Raw genomic sequence first — 18,625 nt, forward strand, 5'->3', positions numbered from 1 at the left:
ATCACCGGTCGTCCGGCGGCGGCAGGTCCTGCTCGGTCCAGATGGTCTTGCCGGTGGAGGTGTAGCGCGTACCCCAGTGGTGGGTCATCTGGGCGATGATGAACAGGCCCCGGCCGCCCTCGTCGTCGCTGGCGGCGTGCCGCAGATTGGGCGTGGTGTGCCCCGTGTCGGAGACCTCGCAGATCAGGGTCCTGTCGCGGATCAGGCGCACCTGGACGGGGCCGCCGACGTAGCGGATGACGTTGGTGACCAGTTCGCTGACGATGAGCTCGCTGGCGAAGGACAGGTCGTCCAGCCCCCAGTCGCGCAGCTGCTTGCTGACGGCGGAGCGGATGGTGGACACCGCCTCCGGGTCCGGAAGCAGCGCCCACTCGGCGAACTGGTTCCGGTCGAGCAGCCGTGTGCGGACCACGAGCAGCGTCGCGTCCACGTCCACCGGCCCCGGCAGCAGGGTTGTCACCGCCCGGTCGCACAGCTTCTCCAGGGAGCTCCGGTCGCCGGCGAGGACCTGGGACAGCTGCGCGAGCCCGGCGTCACGGCCGTCGGCCGCCTGCAGGAGGCCCCCCGTGAAGAGGGCGACGAGACTGCCCGGCGCGAGCTCCAGCTCCGTGCTCTGGTAGGGCGGGCCGCCGATTCCCAGCGGCGGCCCGGTGGGCAGCTCCGGATAGTCGACGACGCCCGTGTCCGGTTCGGCGACCGCCAGCACCGGCTCCCCGGCCCGCGCCAGGCTGCACCTGCCCGAGACGGGGTCGTACACCGCGTACAGGCAGGTCACGCCCAGAGCCTCGTCGGCCTGCGGCTTCTTGTGGCCCGGGCTGTGGGCGGCCCGTTGCTCGTGCGCGGTCTGCTCGACCAGGTCGTCCAGGCGGGACAGCAGCTCGTCGGGGGTCAGGTCCAGCCGGGCCAGGACGCGCACCCCCGTGCGCAGGCTTCCCATGGTGGCCGCGGCGCGCAGACCGTGGCCGAGCACGTCCCCGACGACCAGGCCGACCCGGGTGCCCGACAGCGGGATGACGTCGTACCAGTCGCCGCCGACCCCGGACCCGCTGTCGGCGGGCAGGTAGCGGCTCGCCGAGTCGACGGCGGCGTGCGGCGGCAGGCGGCCCGGCAGCAGGCTCCGCTGGAGCTTGAGGGCAACGCTGTGGCCACGGGTGACCACCGGCATCAGCAGGAGACCGATCAGCAGGGCGCCAAGACCCAGGACGGTGACCCCGCCCGTCGGTCCGATCAGCGGCAGGTCGACGCTGGTCGTGCCGTAGCTGGGGTTCGCGTAGACGACGAAGGTGGCGTAGAGGAACAGCAGGAGCATGAACAGCCCGCCGAGCGCCGGCAGCACGCCTTTGAGGACCAGGTCCCTGGTGCTGCGGGTGAGGACTTGGCGGTGGTACCAGACGCAGGCGAAGCCGGTCACTCCGTACTGGAAGGCGATCGCGAGACCGACCGAGTCGATCGAGTCGGCCAGGACGTTCCGGCTGAACGACGTCAGCAGGACGAACAAGGCGATCGAGACCGCTCCCATGCCGACCGTTCCCCAGGTCGGGGTGAGGAACCTGCGGTGGATCCGGGCGAACCGGGAGGGGACGGCCTTGTGGACCGCCATGGAGAAGACGGTCCTGGCCAGGGGCAGGATGGTGGTCTCGGCGGAGGCCAGCGCTGAGGTCAGCACCATCAGGATCAGCAGTCTCGACAGGACCAGCCCCGTCTGGTCGGCCCCGAACACGGCCTCGCCCAGCCCGGAGAACACATCGTCGGAGTTGTTCGTGTTGCCGAGCCCGATGCCCGAGGCGCCGACTCCCGCGAAGGCCTGCGCCGAGGTGGACACCAGCCCGTACATGACCAGGAGCAGCCCGGTGGACAGGACCGCGGCGCGCCCGGGGATGCGCGTGCTGTCGACGGTCTCCTCGTTGACCGAGAACGCGGTGTCCCAGCCCCAGTAGATGAAGACCCCGGCGAGGATGCCCGAGGTCAGAGCGTTGACCGAGGGCACCTCGAAGGGGTTGAACCAGGAGGCGGAGACATGGATCGCCGTCGGGGGAGGGTCGGTGTAGACCCTGACCAGCGCGGCGACGGCGAAAACGACCAGCATCAGCACTTCCAGGCACAGCAGCCAGCGCTGGACGGCGGCCGAGAACTCGATGCCGACGTAGCAGATCGCGGTCAGCACGACGATCCAGACGATGCCCGCCACGGTGGTCCACAGCCGGCTCTCCGCCAGTCCGTCCTGGCCCACCAGCCGGAAGCCGTAGGCGGCGGCGATCTCGGCGAGGCTCACCATGACGATGATGTTGGCGACGATCAGGCCCCAGCCACCCATCCAGCCGGTGCGCGGCCCGAAGGCCCGGGTGGCCCAGGTGAAGGTGGTCCCGCAGTCGGCGTTGCTCGCGTTGAGCTCCCGGAAGGCGCACGCGACCAGCACTATCGGGATGAACGCCAGCATGGTGACGATCGGGGCCTGCAGTCCGACCCCGGCCACGATGATGCCCAGCGTGGCGGCGAGGCTGTACGCGGGGCCGGTGGAGGCCAGGCCCATGGCGACCGAGGAGAACATGCCCAGGGCGTTGTGCCTGAGCCCTTTCCGGCCGGCCCCCGTGCCTGGAGCGGGACGGCCGGCGGACACGGCGCCGCCAAAGTGCCTCACACTTGATTCCAACGCGGGGCCACTCCCCTCCGCAACAGCGCCGCGGCGGCAGGCAGCAGCAGGTCACCCGACCGGCGCCCCGGCCGTCACCTGGGAGGGGTGTCGACCGGCCGCCTGTGGCGCGGGAGGGGTCTCGCACAGGCGTGAGCCCCCTCCCGATCGAGAGGGTGGGGGTGTCTCAGGAGGTACCGCGGCTCTTGGCTTCGGCCTGGGCTATGGCTTCTGCCTCGCTGTCGGCCAGAGCGATCGCAACACCGAACGCCTGGGCGATGTGACCTGCGGCGGACATGACCCGTGCGGTGCCCACGACGGGGGCTATGGCGACGAGAAGGTCCTGCAGCTGCTCGACCGTGAAGTCGGCCTTGATCGCGGGGTTGATGTGCGCCAGGTAGGAGATCGCCGGAGCGTCCATGGCCACGAGTGCGGCGATGCGGGAGAGGATGAGCGTCCGCTCGTCCATGTGGCAGTGCTCGACGGAATCGATGGTCATGGCAGCGATCGTGTCGAGTACGGGAGTGTCGGGCGAAGTGGCCATGGTGGGACCGCCTTCCGGTGCCGTAGGGAGCGAACCGCCACCCGCTGAACACGGAATCCCCGCTGCGTACCCGGCGGTTGCCCCTCAAGCGTAGGCACCCTCGGTCGGTGGCGCGCGTCGAGCCGGACAGCCGCACGGGTATGCCGGTCGGCCGCAAGCTCACCCGGACCGTGTGAGGCGGCCGGCTCCTGACCTGCGGACTGTGGACGCAGGACGCCGTCCGGGTGTGGGCCCGGGAGGGAGAAGAAGGGAAGACGCAGATGTATCTCGCGTACGACTATCCCCTGCTGAGCGCCTTCTGGACCATGCTGTGGATCTTCCTGTGGGTCATGTGGTTCTTCCTGCTCTTCAAGATCGTCTTCGACGTCTTCCGCGACGACTCGCTGAGCGGCTGGGGCAAGACCGGCTGGCTGCTGTTCGTGCTCGTGCTGCCGTTCCTCGGCGTCCTCGTCTACCTGATCGCCCGTGGCAAGGACATGGGCCGCCGTGATGCGGAACAGGCCCGGGCGCGACAGCAGATGTTCAACTCGTACGTCCGTGAGACGGCGGCCGGCGGTCGGCCCAGCCCTGCCGACGAACTCGTCAGGCTCTCCGAGATGCGGGCCCGCGGCGACATCACGCAGGAGGAGTTCGAGAGGGCGAAGGAACTGGTCCTGACCGACAGCGGCCCGGCGGGCCGTGCCGCCCCGGCACCCACCGCCGACCCTCGCTGATCACCGGACGCAACCGAGGACGACGTGGATCACCGGACGCAACCGAGGACGACGGGTTCCTCGTGGCGCCGCCCGAAGATCAGGCGGGCGGCAGGGCCTGTTCCGTCCAGACGGTCTTGCCGTCGTGGGTGTAGCGCGTGCCCCACCGCTCCGTGAGCTGCGCGACCAGGAAGAGTCCGCGTCCGCCCTCGTCGGTGGTGAGGGCACGCCGGAGGTGGGGAGACGTGTGGCTGGAGTCGGACACCTCGCAGATCAGGCAATGGGTGCGGATGAGGCGCAGGGTGACCGGGCCGTCCGCGTACCGGTAGCTGTTGGTGACGAGCTCGCTGGCGACCAGCTCGGTGGTGAAGACCAGGTCCGTCAGACCCCATTCGGTCAGCTTCGCCGTGGTCAGCTCCCTGGCGCGGGCGGCGGCGGTCGCTTCCAGGGGCAGCTGCCACGAGGCGACGTTCTCCGGCGGCAGCACCCGGGTACGGGCGATGAGCAACGCGATGTCGTCGCTGGGGAGATGACCCTTGGGCAGCAGTGCCTCGACCACCGCGTGGCAGGTGTTGTCCAGAGGTTCGTCGGGCTGGGTGAGACATGCGCACAGGCTGTCCATCGCAATGTCGATGTCGCCGTCGCGAGCCTCGAGGAGGCCGTTGGTGTAGAGCGTGAGCAGACTGCCCTCGGGGAGGTCGAGGTCGTACGTCTCGAACGGCAGCCCGCCCAGGCCGAGCGGTGGCCCGGCGGGCAGGTCGACCACGGTCACCTCGCCGTCCGGCGTGGAGAGGACCGGTGCCAGGTGACCTGCGCGTGCCATGGAGCAGTGCCGGGAGACCGGATCGTAGACCGCGTACAGGCAGGTGGCCCCGAGCACCTGCTCGACCGTGGACTGACTGTCGTCGGCGTTCGCCTCCAGCTCGCCGGCCAGCAGACTGACCAGATCGTCCAGCCGTGCCACGATCTCGTCGGGTTCGAGATCGAGGCTGGCAAGGGTGCGCACGGCGGCACGCAGGCGGCCCATCGAGGCCGCGGCATGGATCCCGTGGCCGACCACGTCCCCCACGACGAGGGCGACCCTGGCCCCCGACAACGGGATCACGTCGAACCAGTCACCGCCTATGCCCGGCTCACCGCTGGCCGGAAAGTACCGACAGGCCACGTCGACGGCCGGCAGGTCGGACACCGCGCCCGGCAGCAGGCTGCGCTGCAGTGTCAGAGCGGCGTTCTGCTGCTGGGTGAAGCGGCGCGCGTTGTCGATGCAGACGGCCGCACGCGAGGAGAACTCCTGGGCCACCGCGACGTCGTCGTCCTCGAAGGGCTCCGAATGGCGCGCTCGCCACAGGCTCACGATGCCCAGCACCAGGCCGCGCGCCACCAGGGGCAGCGCGATCAGCGAATGAACGCCCAGGCCCAGGGCGATCTCGACCCGTCGCCGGTCCATGGCGTACCACTCGGGGCGCAGGGACAGCAGCCGTTCGGCGATCGGGCGGCGCTCGGCCAGGCACCGCGCCTGCGGAGATTGCGGAAGGAGGGGGATCACATCGCCCTCGTGGAAGGGGACCCGGATTTCCGGGGGCGAGAAGGCCACGCGGACCAGCGGGCCCGCCGCTCCGGGGACCGGTTCGTCGCCGAGTGTGACCGGCCTCAGAAGGTCCACCGAGCAGTAGTCGGCCAGGCCGTGGACGGCGACCTCGGTCAGTTCCCGGGCGGTCTGTCGCACGTCCAGCGAGGTTCCGATCCGGGCGCTCGCCTCGTTCAGCAGGGCGAGCCTGCGTTGGGCCCGATGGCGATCGGTGATGTCCTCGATCGTCTCGGCCACCCCGAGGACCCGCCCCGCCGAATCCTCCATCCGGAACGCCGAGACGGACACCATCCGCTCCCGGCCAGGATCGTGGCGTGCCCGGGCGGACTGCTCCGTGAAGATCAACGGCTCTCCGGTCTCCAGGACGTGCCGTACTCGTTCCTCCGCGGGTCCCCCGTCCTCGTCGACCAGGAATTCGGCGGGCCGATGGCCCACCGGCAGGTCGGCCGGGACACCGCTCGCCTTCTCGACCGCACGATTGACCCGGATCACCCTCCTGTCCGTGCCGTGGATGACCAGACCGATCGGAGACCTGCGGTACAGGCCGTCCAGCAACGCGCGGTCCCGCTGCCAGGCAACGACGTCCGCGGCAGGGGCACCGACGAGAACCCACTCCCGGCTCTCCCCTTCCCGGGTGATCGCACGGGCCCGGAAGCCCAGCTCCACACGCCGTCCGTCACGGTGCCGGACGGGCAGGACCCCGAACCAGCCCCCCGTCCTCATGGCGGATGCGGCGGCGGCCCGTGCGGCATGCAGGTCACGCGCGTCGATCAGGAGGTCCGGCCACGTTCGTCCGATCACTTCCTTGGCCTGATAGCCGAGCAGCTCCTGTGCGCGCGTGCTCCAGCCGACCACGGTGCCGTGATCGTCGAGCACGGCCGAACCGCCGTGCCCGAGGGCGAACGGATCCTCCGGACTCTCGCTGAAGAGCATCGCCGGTGTCCCCATAGCCACCACCTTGCCTCCGTGCCTTCGATGGTCCTCCCCCCGGTGTCCGTCCGCGACTCTCCCGTCCGGGCGACCCCGGGCCTCCGGCCCCGGTTTCCGGACCCTGATTCCGGCCCGTCTCCGGCGAGGACGATGCGGCATGGCCCGGGGTCCCGATCGGAGAATGAGGAGAATGAAAGGACGAATCTTCTCACCTTTACCGGAACCCACTGCGATCGCCCATGGCGCTCACATGACTTCTTACGGTCATCCCGCCGTCAGGCGGCGGCCCGGCCTTTCGACGCCGGGCTCGGCATGACCGGGCCCCACTGCGACGCGGTATTCCTGGACCGCCCGCTCCCATTCGCCCGCGGGCCCTTTCCGCTTCGCCCGTGCAGCCGTTTCCGCCCGGCACGCAGCCCCCGTCACTGCCGGATCCACATCGGAAACAGCAGGAAACCGAGGCAGTCGGATCCACATTATTTCCCGTTGATGCTCATTGTTTCGAGCAAGCGGGGGACACACCTTTGCAGGGCGTGCCCTTGGATCATTCGGGTCGTTACAGCAGACATGCGAAAGATCATCATCACTGCCGCGGTCGCTTTGGCCACCGTGGCCATGGCCGCTCCCGCAAACGCCGACAACGGCACCAACTTCGGCGGTGGCGTCACCGGCGGCAACAACTGGACCTTCTCGCCGGCACCCGCCTGCCTTTCGGAATCGATCGCGGTTCCCATCCTGGCCGCCTACCTCCCCGTCTCCCCCAACAAGTGCGGAAACGGCAACGTGATCGACCACTTCGCCGGCTAGGCCGAGCGACCCCCTCCGCCCACCCCCTCTCCAGCTCCCATCCCGTACTGCCGGGGGCGATGCCGTACGGGATGGGAGTACTCCGCGCACGCCGCACCGGCCCCCCGTCCGAGCCCGGATCCACCGGCCCCGGACGGCAACTCGGCCCCGTTCGGGCCGGTTTGTACGGCCGCATCTCTCTGCGGGCGCCACCCCGTTCGCTCAACGGCCAAGCCGGTCGGTTGAATACAGGGGCGACCGAGGAGGGGCGATGGCACTGGGCCGTAAGGGATCACGACGCATCGTTGTCGACGGCACGGCCTACCGGTGGCGGCTACGACGCAGGCCGACCTACTCCCAGGCCCTGTCCTGGTCGCCGTGTACGTTCGCGGTCGAGCACGCGGACACCCCCGGAACCACGCTCGTGGTCACCACCGGCCAGCCGCATTCGAGCAACTGGTTCGGGCACGCGGCCGAGCCCGTACGGCCGTCCGACGTCGCCGAGGCCGTCGAGCGCGCTCTCAGCAGGGGTTGGACCCCCACGGCCCCGGGCTCCCCGTTCCACCTCGACCGGCCCACGGGTTTGAAGCCCTGGCCCTGCGGCGACTCGACAATTCCGTTCCCCGCCGAAGGAAAACATCCTGAATTCAGCGAGGCACGGCCGAGCAGGGCCGGTGGGAACAGCCCGTCTGAGACACTCGACCGCTGATGCCGCGCTCCGAGGAGATGCCATGCAGGTAGCGGTGCTCACCTTCGACGGATTCAACGAACTCGACAGCTTCATCGCCTCCGCGCTGATCAACCGGTGCCGAAAGGACGGCCTGGAGGCCTTCATCACGACGCCCACGCCGGTGGTCACGTCCATGAACGGTGTCGAGGTGACCGGCCAGCGCCCGATGGAGTTCGTGACCGAAGCCGACGTCGTACTGGTCGGCAGTGGGGTCAGGACGCGGGACGTGGTCGCCGACGACCGGCTGATCTCCAGGCTGCCGCTCGCCCCTTCGCGGCAACTGATCGGTGCCCAGTGCTCCGGCGCGCTGGTACTCGCCCGGCTCGGGTTGCTCGATGGCATGCCTGCCTGCACGGACATGAAGAGCCGGCCCTTTGTCGAAGCCTGCGACGTCACCGTGCTGGACGCTCCGTTCCACGCCGAGGGGAACATCGCCACGGCGGGCGGCTGCCTGGCGTCCCAGTATCTCGCCGCGTGGGTGATCACCCGCACGCTCGGGGAGGACGCCGCGCGTGCGGTCATCGACTACGTGGCTCCGGTCGGCGAGAACCAGGAAACGGTCGAGCGCGCCCTGCGTGCCGTCCACACGGGCGAGGCCGCACTGCGCTGACGCCCCTCGCCCGAAGCCCGGGGCATCGGCCACCGATCACGCGGGCAGGTTCAGTTGCCAGGAGACACCGAACCGGTCGTTGACCCAGCCGAACCTGGGGCTGAAGCCGTACTCTCCCAGCGGCATGAGCTCCGTGCCCTGCTCGACGAGGGCCGTGTAGAGACGGTCGATCTCGGTCAGGTTCTCGCACTGCACGAAGAGCGAGATCGCGGGCGTGAAGGTGAAGCCGTGGTGCGCGGGGCTGTCGATGCACATGAACTGCGCGCCGGCGAGTGAGAACGTCGCGTGCTGCACGCTGCCTTCCTTGCCGGGCCCCTCGGAGCCGTAGCGGGTGACGGCGACGATCTCGGCGCCGTCGAAGAGCGAGACATAGAAGGTCATCGCGTCCTCGGCGTTGCCCTCGAACATCAGGAACGTGGTGATCTTCTGCGACGTCACGATGTCCATGCCACGTGCTCCTCGGCGCTGTCAGGAAGTCGACATGTGGCTCCACGGTAGCGCTGAGACCTGCGGCTCTCTCGAACCCGCCGGCCGGGCCGTGTCACGTGCCGGGGGGCCGGAAGATGCCGAAGGTCCCCGACCCGCATGGTGAAGATCAGACCGAGGCGGTGGGGAGGGGCTGCTCGGTCCAGATGGCCTTGCCGGTGCGGGTGTGGCGGGTGCCCCAGCGCTGACAGAGCGCGGAGATGAGCTGCAGGCCGCGGCCGCCCTCGTCGGTGGCGGAGGTGTGGCGGATGTGCGGCGTGGTCAGGCTGGCGTCGGAGACCTCGCAGATCAGTGCGCGGCTGCGGAGCATGCGCAGCCGGATGGGGCCGCAGGCGTGCCGGATGACGTTCCCGACCAGCTCGCTGACCAGGAGTTCGGTGGTCATGAGCAGGTCCTCGTCGGCCAGGCCCCAGTCGGTGAGCTGGGCGCGGACCAGGTCGCGGGCCTGGCCCGCCGCCATCGGGTCCTCCGGCAACGGCCACTCGGCGACGTTCTCCGCGTCCAGCGCGTGGGTGCGGGCCAGCAGCAGGGCGGCGTCGTCGCTCAGCGCGCCGTGGGCGGGGAGGAGAGCGGAGGTGAGGGTGGCGCAGAGGGCATCCAGGTCGGACGCGTCCGCCGGCGAGGTCGGCATGGCGTTCACGGACTGGAAGAGGAGCTCGGCGAGGTGGCTCATGCCGGTGGTGACATCCCTGTCCTTGCTCTCGACCAGACCGTCGCTGTAGAGGGCGAGCAGGCTGTCGGCGGGCAGGAGGGTCTCGAGGGTTTCGAAGGGCGGAGCGGCCACTCCCAGGGGCGGGTCCGGGGTCATCGACAGGAAGGTCACGGTGCCGTCGGGCTGGGCCACCGCCGGGGGCGGCTGACCGGCGCTGGCGTACGACAGACACCGGGTCACCGGGTCGTAGATGCCGTACAGGCAGGTCGCGAAGACATCGGTGCCCAGCTCGCCGACGATGTCGTTGAGGTGGCCGAGGATCTCGTCGGGCGGCAGCTCCAGCTCCGAGAGGGTGCGGACGGCCGTGCGGAGCGCGCCCATGGTGGCAGCCTCGGCCATGCCGTGGCCCATGACGTCGCCGATCACGAGCGCCACCCGGGCCGCGGAGAGCGGGATCACGTCGTACCAGTCGCCGCCGACGTCGGCTCCCTGCTTGGCCGGCTGGTAGCGCGCCGCCGTCGTCACCTCGGGCAGCTCGGGCAGTTCCTGCGGCAGCAGGCTGCGCTGGAGGGTACGGGCCCGGGTCGTCGCCTCGTCGTAGAGCCCGGCCCGCTCCAGGGCCTGCGCGATCAGTCCACTGAGCGCGGTCAGCAGCGTTCGTTCGTCGTCGCCCAGCACTCGCGGCCCGCCGAAGCAGATCACCGCCGCGCCGATCCCGCGCCCCGACACCGCCAGCGGCAGGAAGGCCCACGCCTGCTTGCCGTCCTTCTGGATCAGGATCTCGGTCCCGGGGTAACGCTGCAGGAACTCCTCCGGGGAGGAGATGTAGAGGGGGGTGCGGGTGCTCAGGGCCTCCCCCACCGGGTTCGTGGTGTCCCGCACCGTCCACTGCCCGTCCAGCAGTCGGGTGAAGCGCTCGGAATATCCCCGGGAGCCGACCACGGTCAGCCGGTCGCCGACCACGCCGAGCATGATGAGTCCGGTGGCCCCCAGGGGTGTCATGACACCGTCGGCCACCGCCGCCATCACGTCCTGGGCCGTGACGGCCTCGGCCAGCTCCCGCGTGATCTGCTGCATCAGGGCCGCCCGCTCCGCGGACGCCCGTTCCGCGGCGGCCCGCTCGGCCTCCCGCAGATGCCGCTCGGTGGTGTCGGTGATGTAGACCGTGAGACCTTCCGGCACCGGCACCAGCCGCAGGTGGTACCAGGACGTCCCGTCGGGCCCCGGTACGTCGAATCCGGTTGGGTGGCCCTCGGCCGCCGTGGCCCGGCACCGTTGCTCCAGCCCCGGCACGGCCCGTACTGCGGGAAGGTCCCAGAGCAGGGCTCCGGCCACATCTCCCGCGGCGCCCAAGAGCCGCTCGGCGGCCTGGTTGAGAAATCCGATGCGCCAGTCCGTGCCCAGGGAGACGAAGCCGTCGCTCATGTGGCCCAGTGCCCGCCCCACCGACTCGGCGGCGGCGTGCGTCTCGCTGCTGTCCCGGAGGGTGCCGACCACCTCCACCGGTGTCCCCTCTTCGTCCGTGATCGTCCGGGCACGGGCCTCGATCCAGAGGTATGTGCCGTCCTGACGCCGGATCCGGTACTCGTTCTGGAAGCCGCCGCGCAGCTGGATGCCCGTGTCGAAGCCGGCCACCGCCCCTGGCAGGTCGTCCGGGTGGATCAGCGCTGCCCACGCCTCGATGCCGCCGCTCATCACTTGCGGATCGATGCCGGCCAGCACCTCCTCGACGGGCCGGTCGGAGGTCAGCTCCCCGGTGCGCAGGTCCCAGGTGTAGGTGATGGAGGGCGCCCCTTCCACGTCCCACTGGGGGGTGGCCTCCCGCGGTCCTGACCCGTTCTCCAGGGCGCGCAGCAGGGTGACGGACGGATTGAGGATCCCGGACGACCCGAGCCTCCCGGACATCCAGGCCGCCACCTCGTTCAGGAACGTGCGTTCCGCCGCGCCGGGCTCGGCACCCGGGGCGAAGAGGACGGAGAGCGCGCCGCGCCGCCGGCCACCGCCCGGAATGGGGACGGCCAGGTGACCGATGCCGGCGGGGAGCCGGGCAGGCCACAGGGCGGCGGGGTCCCGGCCGGGCACCGGGTCGGGCGGGACCAGATCGGGCTGCCAGGCGACGGTGTCGTTGTGGGCGGCCCTGCTGGGCGGCGCCGAGCCCCGGGCCGGGATGATCAGCCAGGGCCGGGTCATCGACTCCGGCAGGCCGCTGTCGGCGACCAGGTAGAGGATGCCGCTCATGCCGCCGCCCGGGAGATGCACCATGCCGCCCAGGCCGTGCACCTCGGCCACCGCCTGCTGGAGCGCGGTCAGCAGCACCTCGACATCGCGCCGGTCCTCGTCCACGGCGTCGAGCAGCCGCATCCGCATGCGGTGCCGCTCCGGGGGCCGCACCGTCGGTACGGTCCGCAGGCCCTGGGGCCGGCGCAGCGGATGTTGGGCGCGGGGCATGGACGGGCCGATGTTGTAGGCATCGCCGCCTCTGGCATTCACCACTGCCGACTGCCACCTCCGCTCACCGCTCGCGCACCCGCTGGGCCGCATGCGATCGGATGCGGACCTCCAGCGGTCTACATCCGTCGAAACCATCTTAATCGGAATAACTTAGGCGATTTCATCCGTCCAGGGGAACCTCTCGTGCCGAACAACCGCACGTGGCCGTGCGGCTACCACCGGACACCCGCCGTACGCCCAGGTGCTGCCTTGGGGGTCTGCCCCCCCGGCAGGGCAGGGGCCCCGGGTCGACCGGCAGGGCACGCCCCGGGCCAAGGAGAGCCCCTTCCCGGCCCTTCGTGCCACCGGTGACCTGAATGTGCCACCGCCCCGGCCATCAGGACCGGGGCGGATCGTCCGAGAACGGAGGGCCGGAACCCGGTGGGATCCGTCGCACGGCAGCCCTGCCGAGCTCGGCGCAGGCGCACGAAGGCCGGGGCTGCCGGATAGCCCTCGACCCCCTGTGTCACGGCGCCTGCGCCCCGCGCAGACGGTCCTCCGCCTGCAGCTCGAACCACATGGTCTTGCCGGTGGCGGTCCGAATGCTGCCCCAGGCGTCCGCGAGCAGGTCGAGGAGCTCGATGCCCCGGCCGCTCTCCGCTTCCGAGTCGACGTCGTTGCGTGCAGGGTGGGCGGACTCGGTGTCCTCGACCTCGCACAGCAGGCGGGAGTGGCGCAGCCGAAGGTTGAGCCTGAGCGGGCCGCGCGTGTGCCGCAGGGCGTTGGTGACCAGTTCGCTCACCAGCAGCTCGGCGGTGTCGGCCAGGTCGTCCAGAGCCCACTCGCCCAGTTGCGCGGTCACCAGCCGCCGGGCCCGGCGCACGGAGGTCAGTTCCCGCTGCAGAGGCCAGGAGGCGTCCCAGGCGGTGGCGCGGCCGCGCGGCGCGTCCAGCGGTCGCAGCGGCGCGAGCATGCGGGACCACAGGGCCCACTGCCTGGCGAACCACGAGGGTGCAGCGGCACGCGAGGACGGCCCTCCCAGACGAAAGGCGATGGGGTAGCCGATGGCCCAGGTGGCCATGGGGATCAGTCCCTTCTGAGCAGGCGGTCGGGCGATCCGCCGGTGAACGTGCCCGGCCCACGCCAGGCTGCTTACACGTAGCAATCGCTACACCTAAAATATAGACGTAATAACCGCTACAGTAAAGACCCGACCAAAAGAATCAAAACCGCCATAGCGGACACACGGAACCTTGACCCTCACGCTTCCAGGAGCCCCCATGCCCCGCCCGCCCGATCCGGCCAAGCGACGCGACCTTCTCGACCGGGTCCGCGAGTACGTGATGCGCAACGGCCTCGCGGACCTGTCCCTGCGCCCGCTGGCCAAGGCCCTGGACACCAGCGACCGCATGCTCCTGTACTACTTCGGCACCAAGGAACGCATGGTCGCCGAGGCTCTCGACATCTACGAGCGCCGGCCTCTCCTGCGCACCCGGTACCTGCTGGAGAACATCGGCTCACTCACGGACCCAGCGAGCCTGCGCCGCTTCATGGAGGAGGTGTGGCGACAGTTCAGCGACCCCGACGTACGCGCCACTCTCCCTCTCTACCTCGAGATCATGAGCGCCAGCGTGCTTCACCCGGACCGCTACGGGCCCGTCATGCGCGACATCGTCACCGAATGGACGGACCTGTTCGCCTCCGTCTTCCGGGACCTCGGCATGGCCCAGGACCGAGCCCTGACACAGGCCACCCTCCTGGCCGACGCCTCCCTCGGCCTTCTGATCACCCCGCTGGCGGACGGCCACTGGGACCGGGCCGACAAGGCCTTCCACACCCTCCTCGACAGCCTGGAACCCGGATGGCACACCACGGCGTGAGGATGCGACGGCCAGGTAGCAGAAGGTCGGCCGGCCGAATCCCCAGCCGGTCTTCGGGTTGGCCGGCCGCGAGGCCCACCGGTAGGACGAGCCACTGAGCGGGATGCGCCCCGCGAGCTGCGCCACCACCAGGGCCAGCGGAGTCCTCCCTGCCCTCGGAAGCCCGGTGCTTCTCGTCCGTGGGGCGGACGGCTCAGGTTGGCCGCTCCTCTGGCGGCCGGAGCGGACCCCATCGGACGTCGGCACCGGTGAACCGGGCACCGTCGAAGGTGACCGTGCCCCCTCTCAGCCGTGCACGGACGAAGGCGACCGTGCTGCTGATGAACGCGGCGTGGTCGAGCGCGACCGTGCCGCCGCTGAACTTGGCGTGATGGAAGGTGACCGTGCTGCTGATGAACTGCGCGTAGGAGAAGCTGACGGCGCCATCGGTGAACTGCGCGTTGTAGAAGGTGACGGTGCCGCCCGTGAACTGCGCGTCGTCGAGGGTCACCGTGCCACCACTGAACTTCGCGTGATCGAAGCTGACCGTGCCACCGCTGAACTGCGCACGGCGGAAGGCGACCGTGCCGTCGCTGAACTGCGCACGGCAGAAGGCGACCGTGCCGTCGCTGAACTGCGCACGGTTGAAAGTGACTCCGCCCCCGTTGAACCGTGCGCCGGTGAAGCTGACCGCGTCGCCGATGAACTCGGCGTCAGCGAAGGAGACCCTGCCGGAGAAGTGACTGCCCGAAAGGTCACCACCGTCGAAATTGGCCCGCGTGAAATCGAAACTGCAGGCCGACCAGGACGTCCACTCCCTTGAGCCGTCGAGGTGGTCGCGGATGACTCGGATGATGGTGTGCCGAACCTCGCGTTCTCCCTTCCTGTGGCTGTCGGACTCCGGGTCGGGTTCATACGGCATGCGTAAACAGGCGCACAGCACGTCGATGCAGACCTGGCGTTGTTCATCCCAGTCGTCGGCCAGCCTTGCCATCGCGTACACGCCGGCAAGGCGTACGGCCGCTGTTTCATGACCGAGCTGACCAGCGGCGGTGGTAAAGCGCTCGGCGAAGTGAATGGCGTCCGCCCGATGGGCATCCCCCTCCGCGATTCTCTGCTTGCGGTAGGCGTACACACCGGCAAGGACCGCACCGAACAGTGTCAGGATGGCAATGGTGAGTTTGACGACGTCGGCGATGTTCACGGTTTGCGCGGGCCTCGATGCGCCGGCCACGGTTTGCATGAGGTGATAGACGATCCGGTACCCCCCGGCGCCGGCCGCGCAGACCACGACGACAGTAAGGCCGACCACGATCCCTACGGGCCACAGGTCCGGCGCGTACCGACCGCTTGGATCCCGCGATTGACCTCGCCACCAGCGTCCATGGGTCACCGTTCAAGCATGACCGAAACTCGGATTCGGGGAGAGTCGAGCCCCGGCTGTCGCGCGGGCCGCCCGAGAGGAGCACCGCCGATCACAAACGCAGGAATGCGGTCCTCGGCCATCGTCAGGCCTCGGTTCACGCCCGCCCTGCGTCCTCCTGCGTCGGCGGACGAGAGCCCCCACCCACGCCACTCACGGCGACACGCAACTCCGCCACGAATTCCCTGCACGAGCTGTAACGATTTGCAGGAATCTTGGCGAGGGCTTTCGTCATCACCCTGTCGGCTCCCGGCGCGATCCCCGGACACCCCTCGGACAACGGAGGGGGCTCGTCGTACTGGTGCGCCCACAGCAGTGCCATGTCATCGTCGCGCTCGAACAGCGGCCTGCCGACAAGGGATTCGTAAACGGTGCAGGCCAGGCCGTACAGGTCGCACCTCGCACCCACCGAATGGCCGGAGATCTGCTCCGGTGCCACATAGTCCAGGGTGCCTACGAACATGCCGACTGTGGTAAATTCCCCCGTCGCCGTCGCCGGCTTCGCCAGTCCGAAGTCCGTGAGATAGGCGTGCTCGGGACGGTCGTTGTCGATGCCCCTGGTAATGAGAATGTTTCCGGGCTTGACGTCCCTGTGCACCAGACCGTACTCATGCGCCGCATCCAGCGCCGACGCCACCTGACCGGCAATACGCACCGCAGCCGCCACCGGCAACGGACCATCACGGTCCAGTAGCGCTCCCAATTCCCACCCAGGGACATAGCGCATGGCGATATACAGAACGCCGTCGGCCTCCCCGGCCGTGTAGATCGGCACGATATGGGGATGATCGATCACAGCAGCCACACGTATCTCATGCATGAAACGCCGACGGAACGCGTCATCATGTGCCAGGTGCGGAGCGAGCAGCTTCAGCGCCACGGTACGTTCCAACCGCACATCCTTTGCGCAGTAGACGACCGCCATTCCCCCGCGGCCGATCTCGCGCTCCACGCGGTAGCCCGCGATCTGCGCCCCGATCAAGCCGGAGGGCCGCCCCGCGGACAACCCCTCGTCAGCCCAGTCATGCTCCATCAGCCACCACCCTCACCCGGACGGCTGCGGAAGGACGACCTATGGCCGACGCCGCCGAACCGGGACCGGCTTCCAAGGCGAGCACGAACGCGTTCGACGCAAAGGAAACACCGCTCACCCAAATCCTTTCCGATGGCATACATAACGGGCTATTTACATGAAATGGCATACGGGGCCCACACGTCAGCGCCTGGCGGCACCGCCACCCGCACGGGGAACGCACAGTGACGACGGGCGAAGGACGGTAGGGAGGCGCGAACATCGGGAAGTTGGAGCAGTGGCTCGTACCGACATGCACTCGTGGCGCTACCAGCTCGAGCGCCACGAGCGCCTACGGACGCGCGCCGCAGGCGCGAGAAAAGCGCCCGCCCGCAAGGCCCTCGCGGACGGGCGGTGCCTCACACGCTCGTCCGCCTAGAAAAACACGACTGATCGGAGCTTCAGGCGCTCGGATCCGTACCCGGTGTGCGGGCGCAGCGTGAATGAGTCTCCCGTGCAGTCCGGCTCGGTGAAGACCCGCGCGTACTCGTCGGTCCGGTTGCGAGGAGAGTGGGCCGGGGAACTGGCTCCGGGGTCCGCGACCTCGGGGAGAGTGATGCACTCCCGACTCACCGGATCTTCCAGTACCGCGATCCGAGGGGTGCCGTCCAGACCGGTGTAGGAGTACTGGAACTGCCCCTCCGCTGCGGAGGCGGAGGAGGGAACGGCCAGGACGAGGGCGAGGGCGCCGAAGGCGGCGACCGCGGCATTGCGGAGACGCATGAACAAGGTGTCCCTTCACGAGGAGCGACATCGTGCGGGAGTCCCCCTTCCCAAGTCCCCGTCGTCCCGAGCGGTCACCTGCCGCCGAATCGATCCGTCGTCGCTCGAACGAGTCAGCCCCTTTGCGCGCCCAGCCCGGATCGCGGTCTGATGAAAGGCTCTGTCGACACGCGGAGGGCGGGGCGATGACCGGCGAAATTCTGGGCGCGAGCGGGAGGCCGGCAGTGCCGGGCGGGGCTCCGCCTTGGGGCGGCGCGCCCCTCACCTGCGCACGCTGGTGACATGCACCACCGTTCGGCGGACCCCAGCCGGATCCTGACGCCTCCCGCACGCAGACGTCTGCTGAAGCACAGACCTCCCACACGCTTTCCAACGTGCGCCGGGGGTGGTGGGCTGTGTGCAGAGGTGTTCAGCTGCGTTCGTGGGCGGCCGGCCTGCGGGAATTGAAACAGGACCCGAGACGGCCGCACTCCTCACCGCAGCACCCGAGACGGCCCGCGGCCGGCTGTCGAAACCGCCGCACGCGTGGGAGCTAAGCCGCCTTGGGCTGCGCCGCACGCATGCCCGAGGCGGGCCCCCGTACGTCCTCGAGCAGGAAGGTCTCGTCTTCCCCGAAGTCCGGGGCTTGGAAGGGGTTTGTCGTCGGAGGCGGCGATGCTGCAGCCGAACAGCGGGGTTGCCCTTCCAGGGCGGAGAACAGCGACGTCAGATCGATGAGAGGTGTTCCTTTCGTTGCAGGTCCCTGAGGGGGCCTGGCGTGCCGTGACCGGGCACAGCGGTCCTACAGCTTGGTCATCTTGGCGTACGGGCTCAAGATCCGCATTTGCGCCGAGCCGAAATCCACGAGCGCCGCGATTCCGTCCTCGATGCCGATCACGCGGCCGAGGCCGTACATGTCGTGTGTGACCTGGTCGCCCACGGCGAAGTGCTTGGGAGCCGGCGTGGCCGGAGCCTTGAAGGGGCTGGTAGGCAGGTGCCGCTTCGGTGCAGAAGATTTTGTCATTGCCCCCAGTATGCGCCTATGAACTGCGCCGGTGGCTAGGTCTCAGGAGCAGGAGTAGCTGAATCGTTGGACTCCGCTCCAGCAAGAGCTGAGCCTGCCGACCGGCCGACCGGCCGACGGACAGGCGTACCCTTTGTGGTGTCTACGGCGTCACATAGCGGGCGCCAAACACTGGAGGCAATACCTCGTGCTGATTGCTCAGCGTCCATCACTGACCGAAGAGGTCGTCGACGAGTTCCGCTCCCGGTTCGTGATCGAGCCGCTGGAGCCGGGCTTCGGCTACACCCTCGGCAACTCGCTCCGCCGTACACTCCTGTCCTCGATCCCCGGCGCCGCTGTCACGTCGGTCCGGATCGACGGCGTTCTGCACGAATTCACCACCGTGCCGGGCGTCAAGGAGGACGTCACCGACCTGATCCTCAACATCAAGCAGCTGGTCGTCTCCTCGGAGCACGACGAGCCGGTCGT

The 18,625-nt window shown here is 69.3% G+C and carries 14 protein-coding genes and 2 pseudogenes; 6 read left to right on the forward strand and 10 right to left on the reverse strand.

Annotation, left to right across the window (positions count from 1 at the left end; translation table 11 throughout):
- Position 1: 1 nt before the first annotated feature.
- Complete coding sequence (locus AB0H32_RS24880; protein ID WP_361124422.1) at positions 2–2,548, reverse strand: amino acid permease; 2,547 nt, start codon at positions 2,546–2,548, stop codon at positions 2–4.
- A 268-nt stretch (positions 2,549–2,816) separates the two neighbouring features.
- Complete coding sequence (locus tag AB0H32_RS24885; RefSeq protein WP_361124424.1) at positions 2,817–3,173, reverse strand: carboxymuconolactone decarboxylase; 357 nt, start codon at positions 3,171–3,173, stop codon at positions 2,817–2,819.
- A 260-nt stretch (positions 3,174–3,433) separates the two neighbouring features.
- On the opposite strand from AB0H32_RS24885, the gene AB0H32_RS24890 reads away from it, so the two are divergent.
- Complete coding sequence (locus tag AB0H32_RS24890; protein ID WP_361124426.1) at positions 3,434–3,886, forward strand: SHOCT domain-containing protein; 453 nt, start codon at positions 3,434–3,436, stop codon at positions 3,884–3,886.
- A gap of 79 nt (positions 3,887–3,965) precedes the next feature.
- Here the strand turns inward: AB0H32_RS24890 and AB0H32_RS24895 are convergent, their stop codons facing one another.
- Entirely contained in the window at positions 3,966–6,401 is a 2,436-nt protein-coding gene (locus AB0H32_RS24895; RefSeq protein WP_361124428.1) for a SpoIIE family protein phosphatase, read from the reverse strand.
- Between the two features lie 549 nt (positions 6,402–6,950).
- Between AB0H32_RS24895 and AB0H32_RS24900 the strand changes: the two genes are divergently transcribed.
- The 3 genes and pseudogenes from AB0H32_RS24900 to AB0H32_RS24910 all read left to right on the forward strand — a co-directional run bounded on the left by AB0H32_RS24900 (position 6,951) and on the right by AB0H32_RS24910 (position 8,509).
- The gene (locus AB0H32_RS24900) at positions 6,951–7,190 is read left to right on the forward strand and encodes a hypothetical protein (RefSeq protein WP_361124430.1); all 240 of its coding nucleotides are present in this window, start codon (positions 6,951–6,953) and stop codon (positions 7,188–7,190) included.
- A gap of 250 nt (positions 7,191–7,440) precedes the next feature.
- Positions 7,441–7,743: pseudogene (locus AB0H32_RS24905) on the forward strand (hypothetical protein); the annotation flags it as partial.
- Between the two features lie 157 nt (positions 7,744–7,900).
- On the forward strand, positions 7,901–8,509 hold the full coding sequence (locus AB0H32_RS24910; RefSeq protein ID WP_361124432.1) for a DJ-1/PfpI family protein: 609 nt from the start codon (positions 7,901–7,903) through the stop codon (positions 8,507–8,509).
- A 36-nt stretch (positions 8,510–8,545) separates the two neighbouring features.
- Here AB0H32_RS24910 and AB0H32_RS24915 read toward each other — a convergent pair whose 3' ends face one another.
- The 3 genes from AB0H32_RS24915 to AB0H32_RS24925 all read right to left on the reverse strand — a co-directional run bounded on the left by AB0H32_RS24915 (position 8,546) and on the right by AB0H32_RS24925 (position 13,158).
- Positions 8,546–8,956, reverse strand: a complete 411-nt coding sequence (locus AB0H32_RS24915; protein WP_361124434.1) for a VOC family protein — start codon at positions 8,954–8,956, stop codon at positions 8,546–8,548.
- A 148-nt stretch (positions 8,957–9,104) separates the two neighbouring features.
- On the reverse strand, positions 9,105–12,140 hold the full coding sequence (locus tag AB0H32_RS24920) for a SpoIIE family protein phosphatase (RefSeq protein ID WP_361124436.1): 3,036 nt from the start codon (positions 12,138–12,140) through the stop codon (positions 9,105–9,107).
- 463 nt (positions 12,141–12,603) lie between these two features.
- The gene (locus tag AB0H32_RS24925; protein ID WP_361124438.1) at positions 12,604–13,158 is read right to left on the reverse strand and encodes an ATP-binding protein; all 555 of its coding nucleotides are present in this window, start codon (positions 13,156–13,158) and stop codon (positions 12,604–12,606) included.
- A 199-nt stretch (positions 13,159–13,357) separates the two neighbouring features.
- Between AB0H32_RS24925 and AB0H32_RS24930 the strand changes: the two genes are divergently transcribed.
- Complete coding sequence (locus AB0H32_RS24930) at positions 13,358–13,957, forward strand: TetR/AcrR family transcriptional regulator (RefSeq protein WP_361124439.1); 600 nt, start codon at positions 13,358–13,360, stop codon at positions 13,955–13,957.
- 193 nt (positions 13,958–14,150) lie between these two features.
- Here the strand turns inward: AB0H32_RS24930 and AB0H32_RS24935 are convergent, their stop codons facing one another.
- From AB0H32_RS24935 to AB0H32_RS24950, 4 genes are all read right to left on the reverse strand, one after another.
- Entirely contained in the window at positions 14,151–15,329 is a 1,179-nt protein-coding gene (locus tag AB0H32_RS24935) for a pentapeptide repeat-containing protein (RefSeq protein WP_361124441.1), read from the reverse strand.
- A 127-nt stretch (positions 15,330–15,456) separates the two neighbouring features.
- Complete coding sequence (locus tag AB0H32_RS24940) at positions 15,457–16,392, reverse strand: serine/threonine-protein kinase (RefSeq protein ID WP_361124443.1); 936 nt, start codon at positions 16,390–16,392, stop codon at positions 15,457–15,459.
- Positions 16,393–16,806: 414 nt separating this feature from the next.
- Positions 16,807–17,154: a hypothetical protein gene (locus tag AB0H32_RS24945; protein WP_361124445.1), complete on the reverse strand. Its 348-nt coding sequence runs from the start codon at positions 17,152–17,154 to the stop codon at positions 16,807–16,809.
- A gap of 781 nt (positions 17,155–17,935) precedes the next feature.
- A complete protein-coding gene (locus AB0H32_RS24950; RefSeq protein ID WP_361124447.1) occupies positions 17,936–18,157 on the reverse strand; it encodes a hypothetical protein in 222 nt (73 codons plus the stop codon).
- A 187-nt stretch (positions 18,158–18,344) separates the two neighbouring features.
- On the opposite strand from AB0H32_RS24950, the pseudogene AB0H32_RS24955 reads away from it, so the two are divergent.
- Positions 18,345–18,625 (forward strand): annotated as a pseudogene (locus AB0H32_RS24955) (DNA-directed RNA polymerase subunit alpha); the annotation flags it as partial.

The sequence above is a fragment of the Streptomyces sp. NPDC020362 genome, assembly GCF_040642095.1.
Lineage (GTDB): Bacteria > Actinomycetota > Actinomycetes > Streptomycetales > Streptomycetaceae > Streptomyces.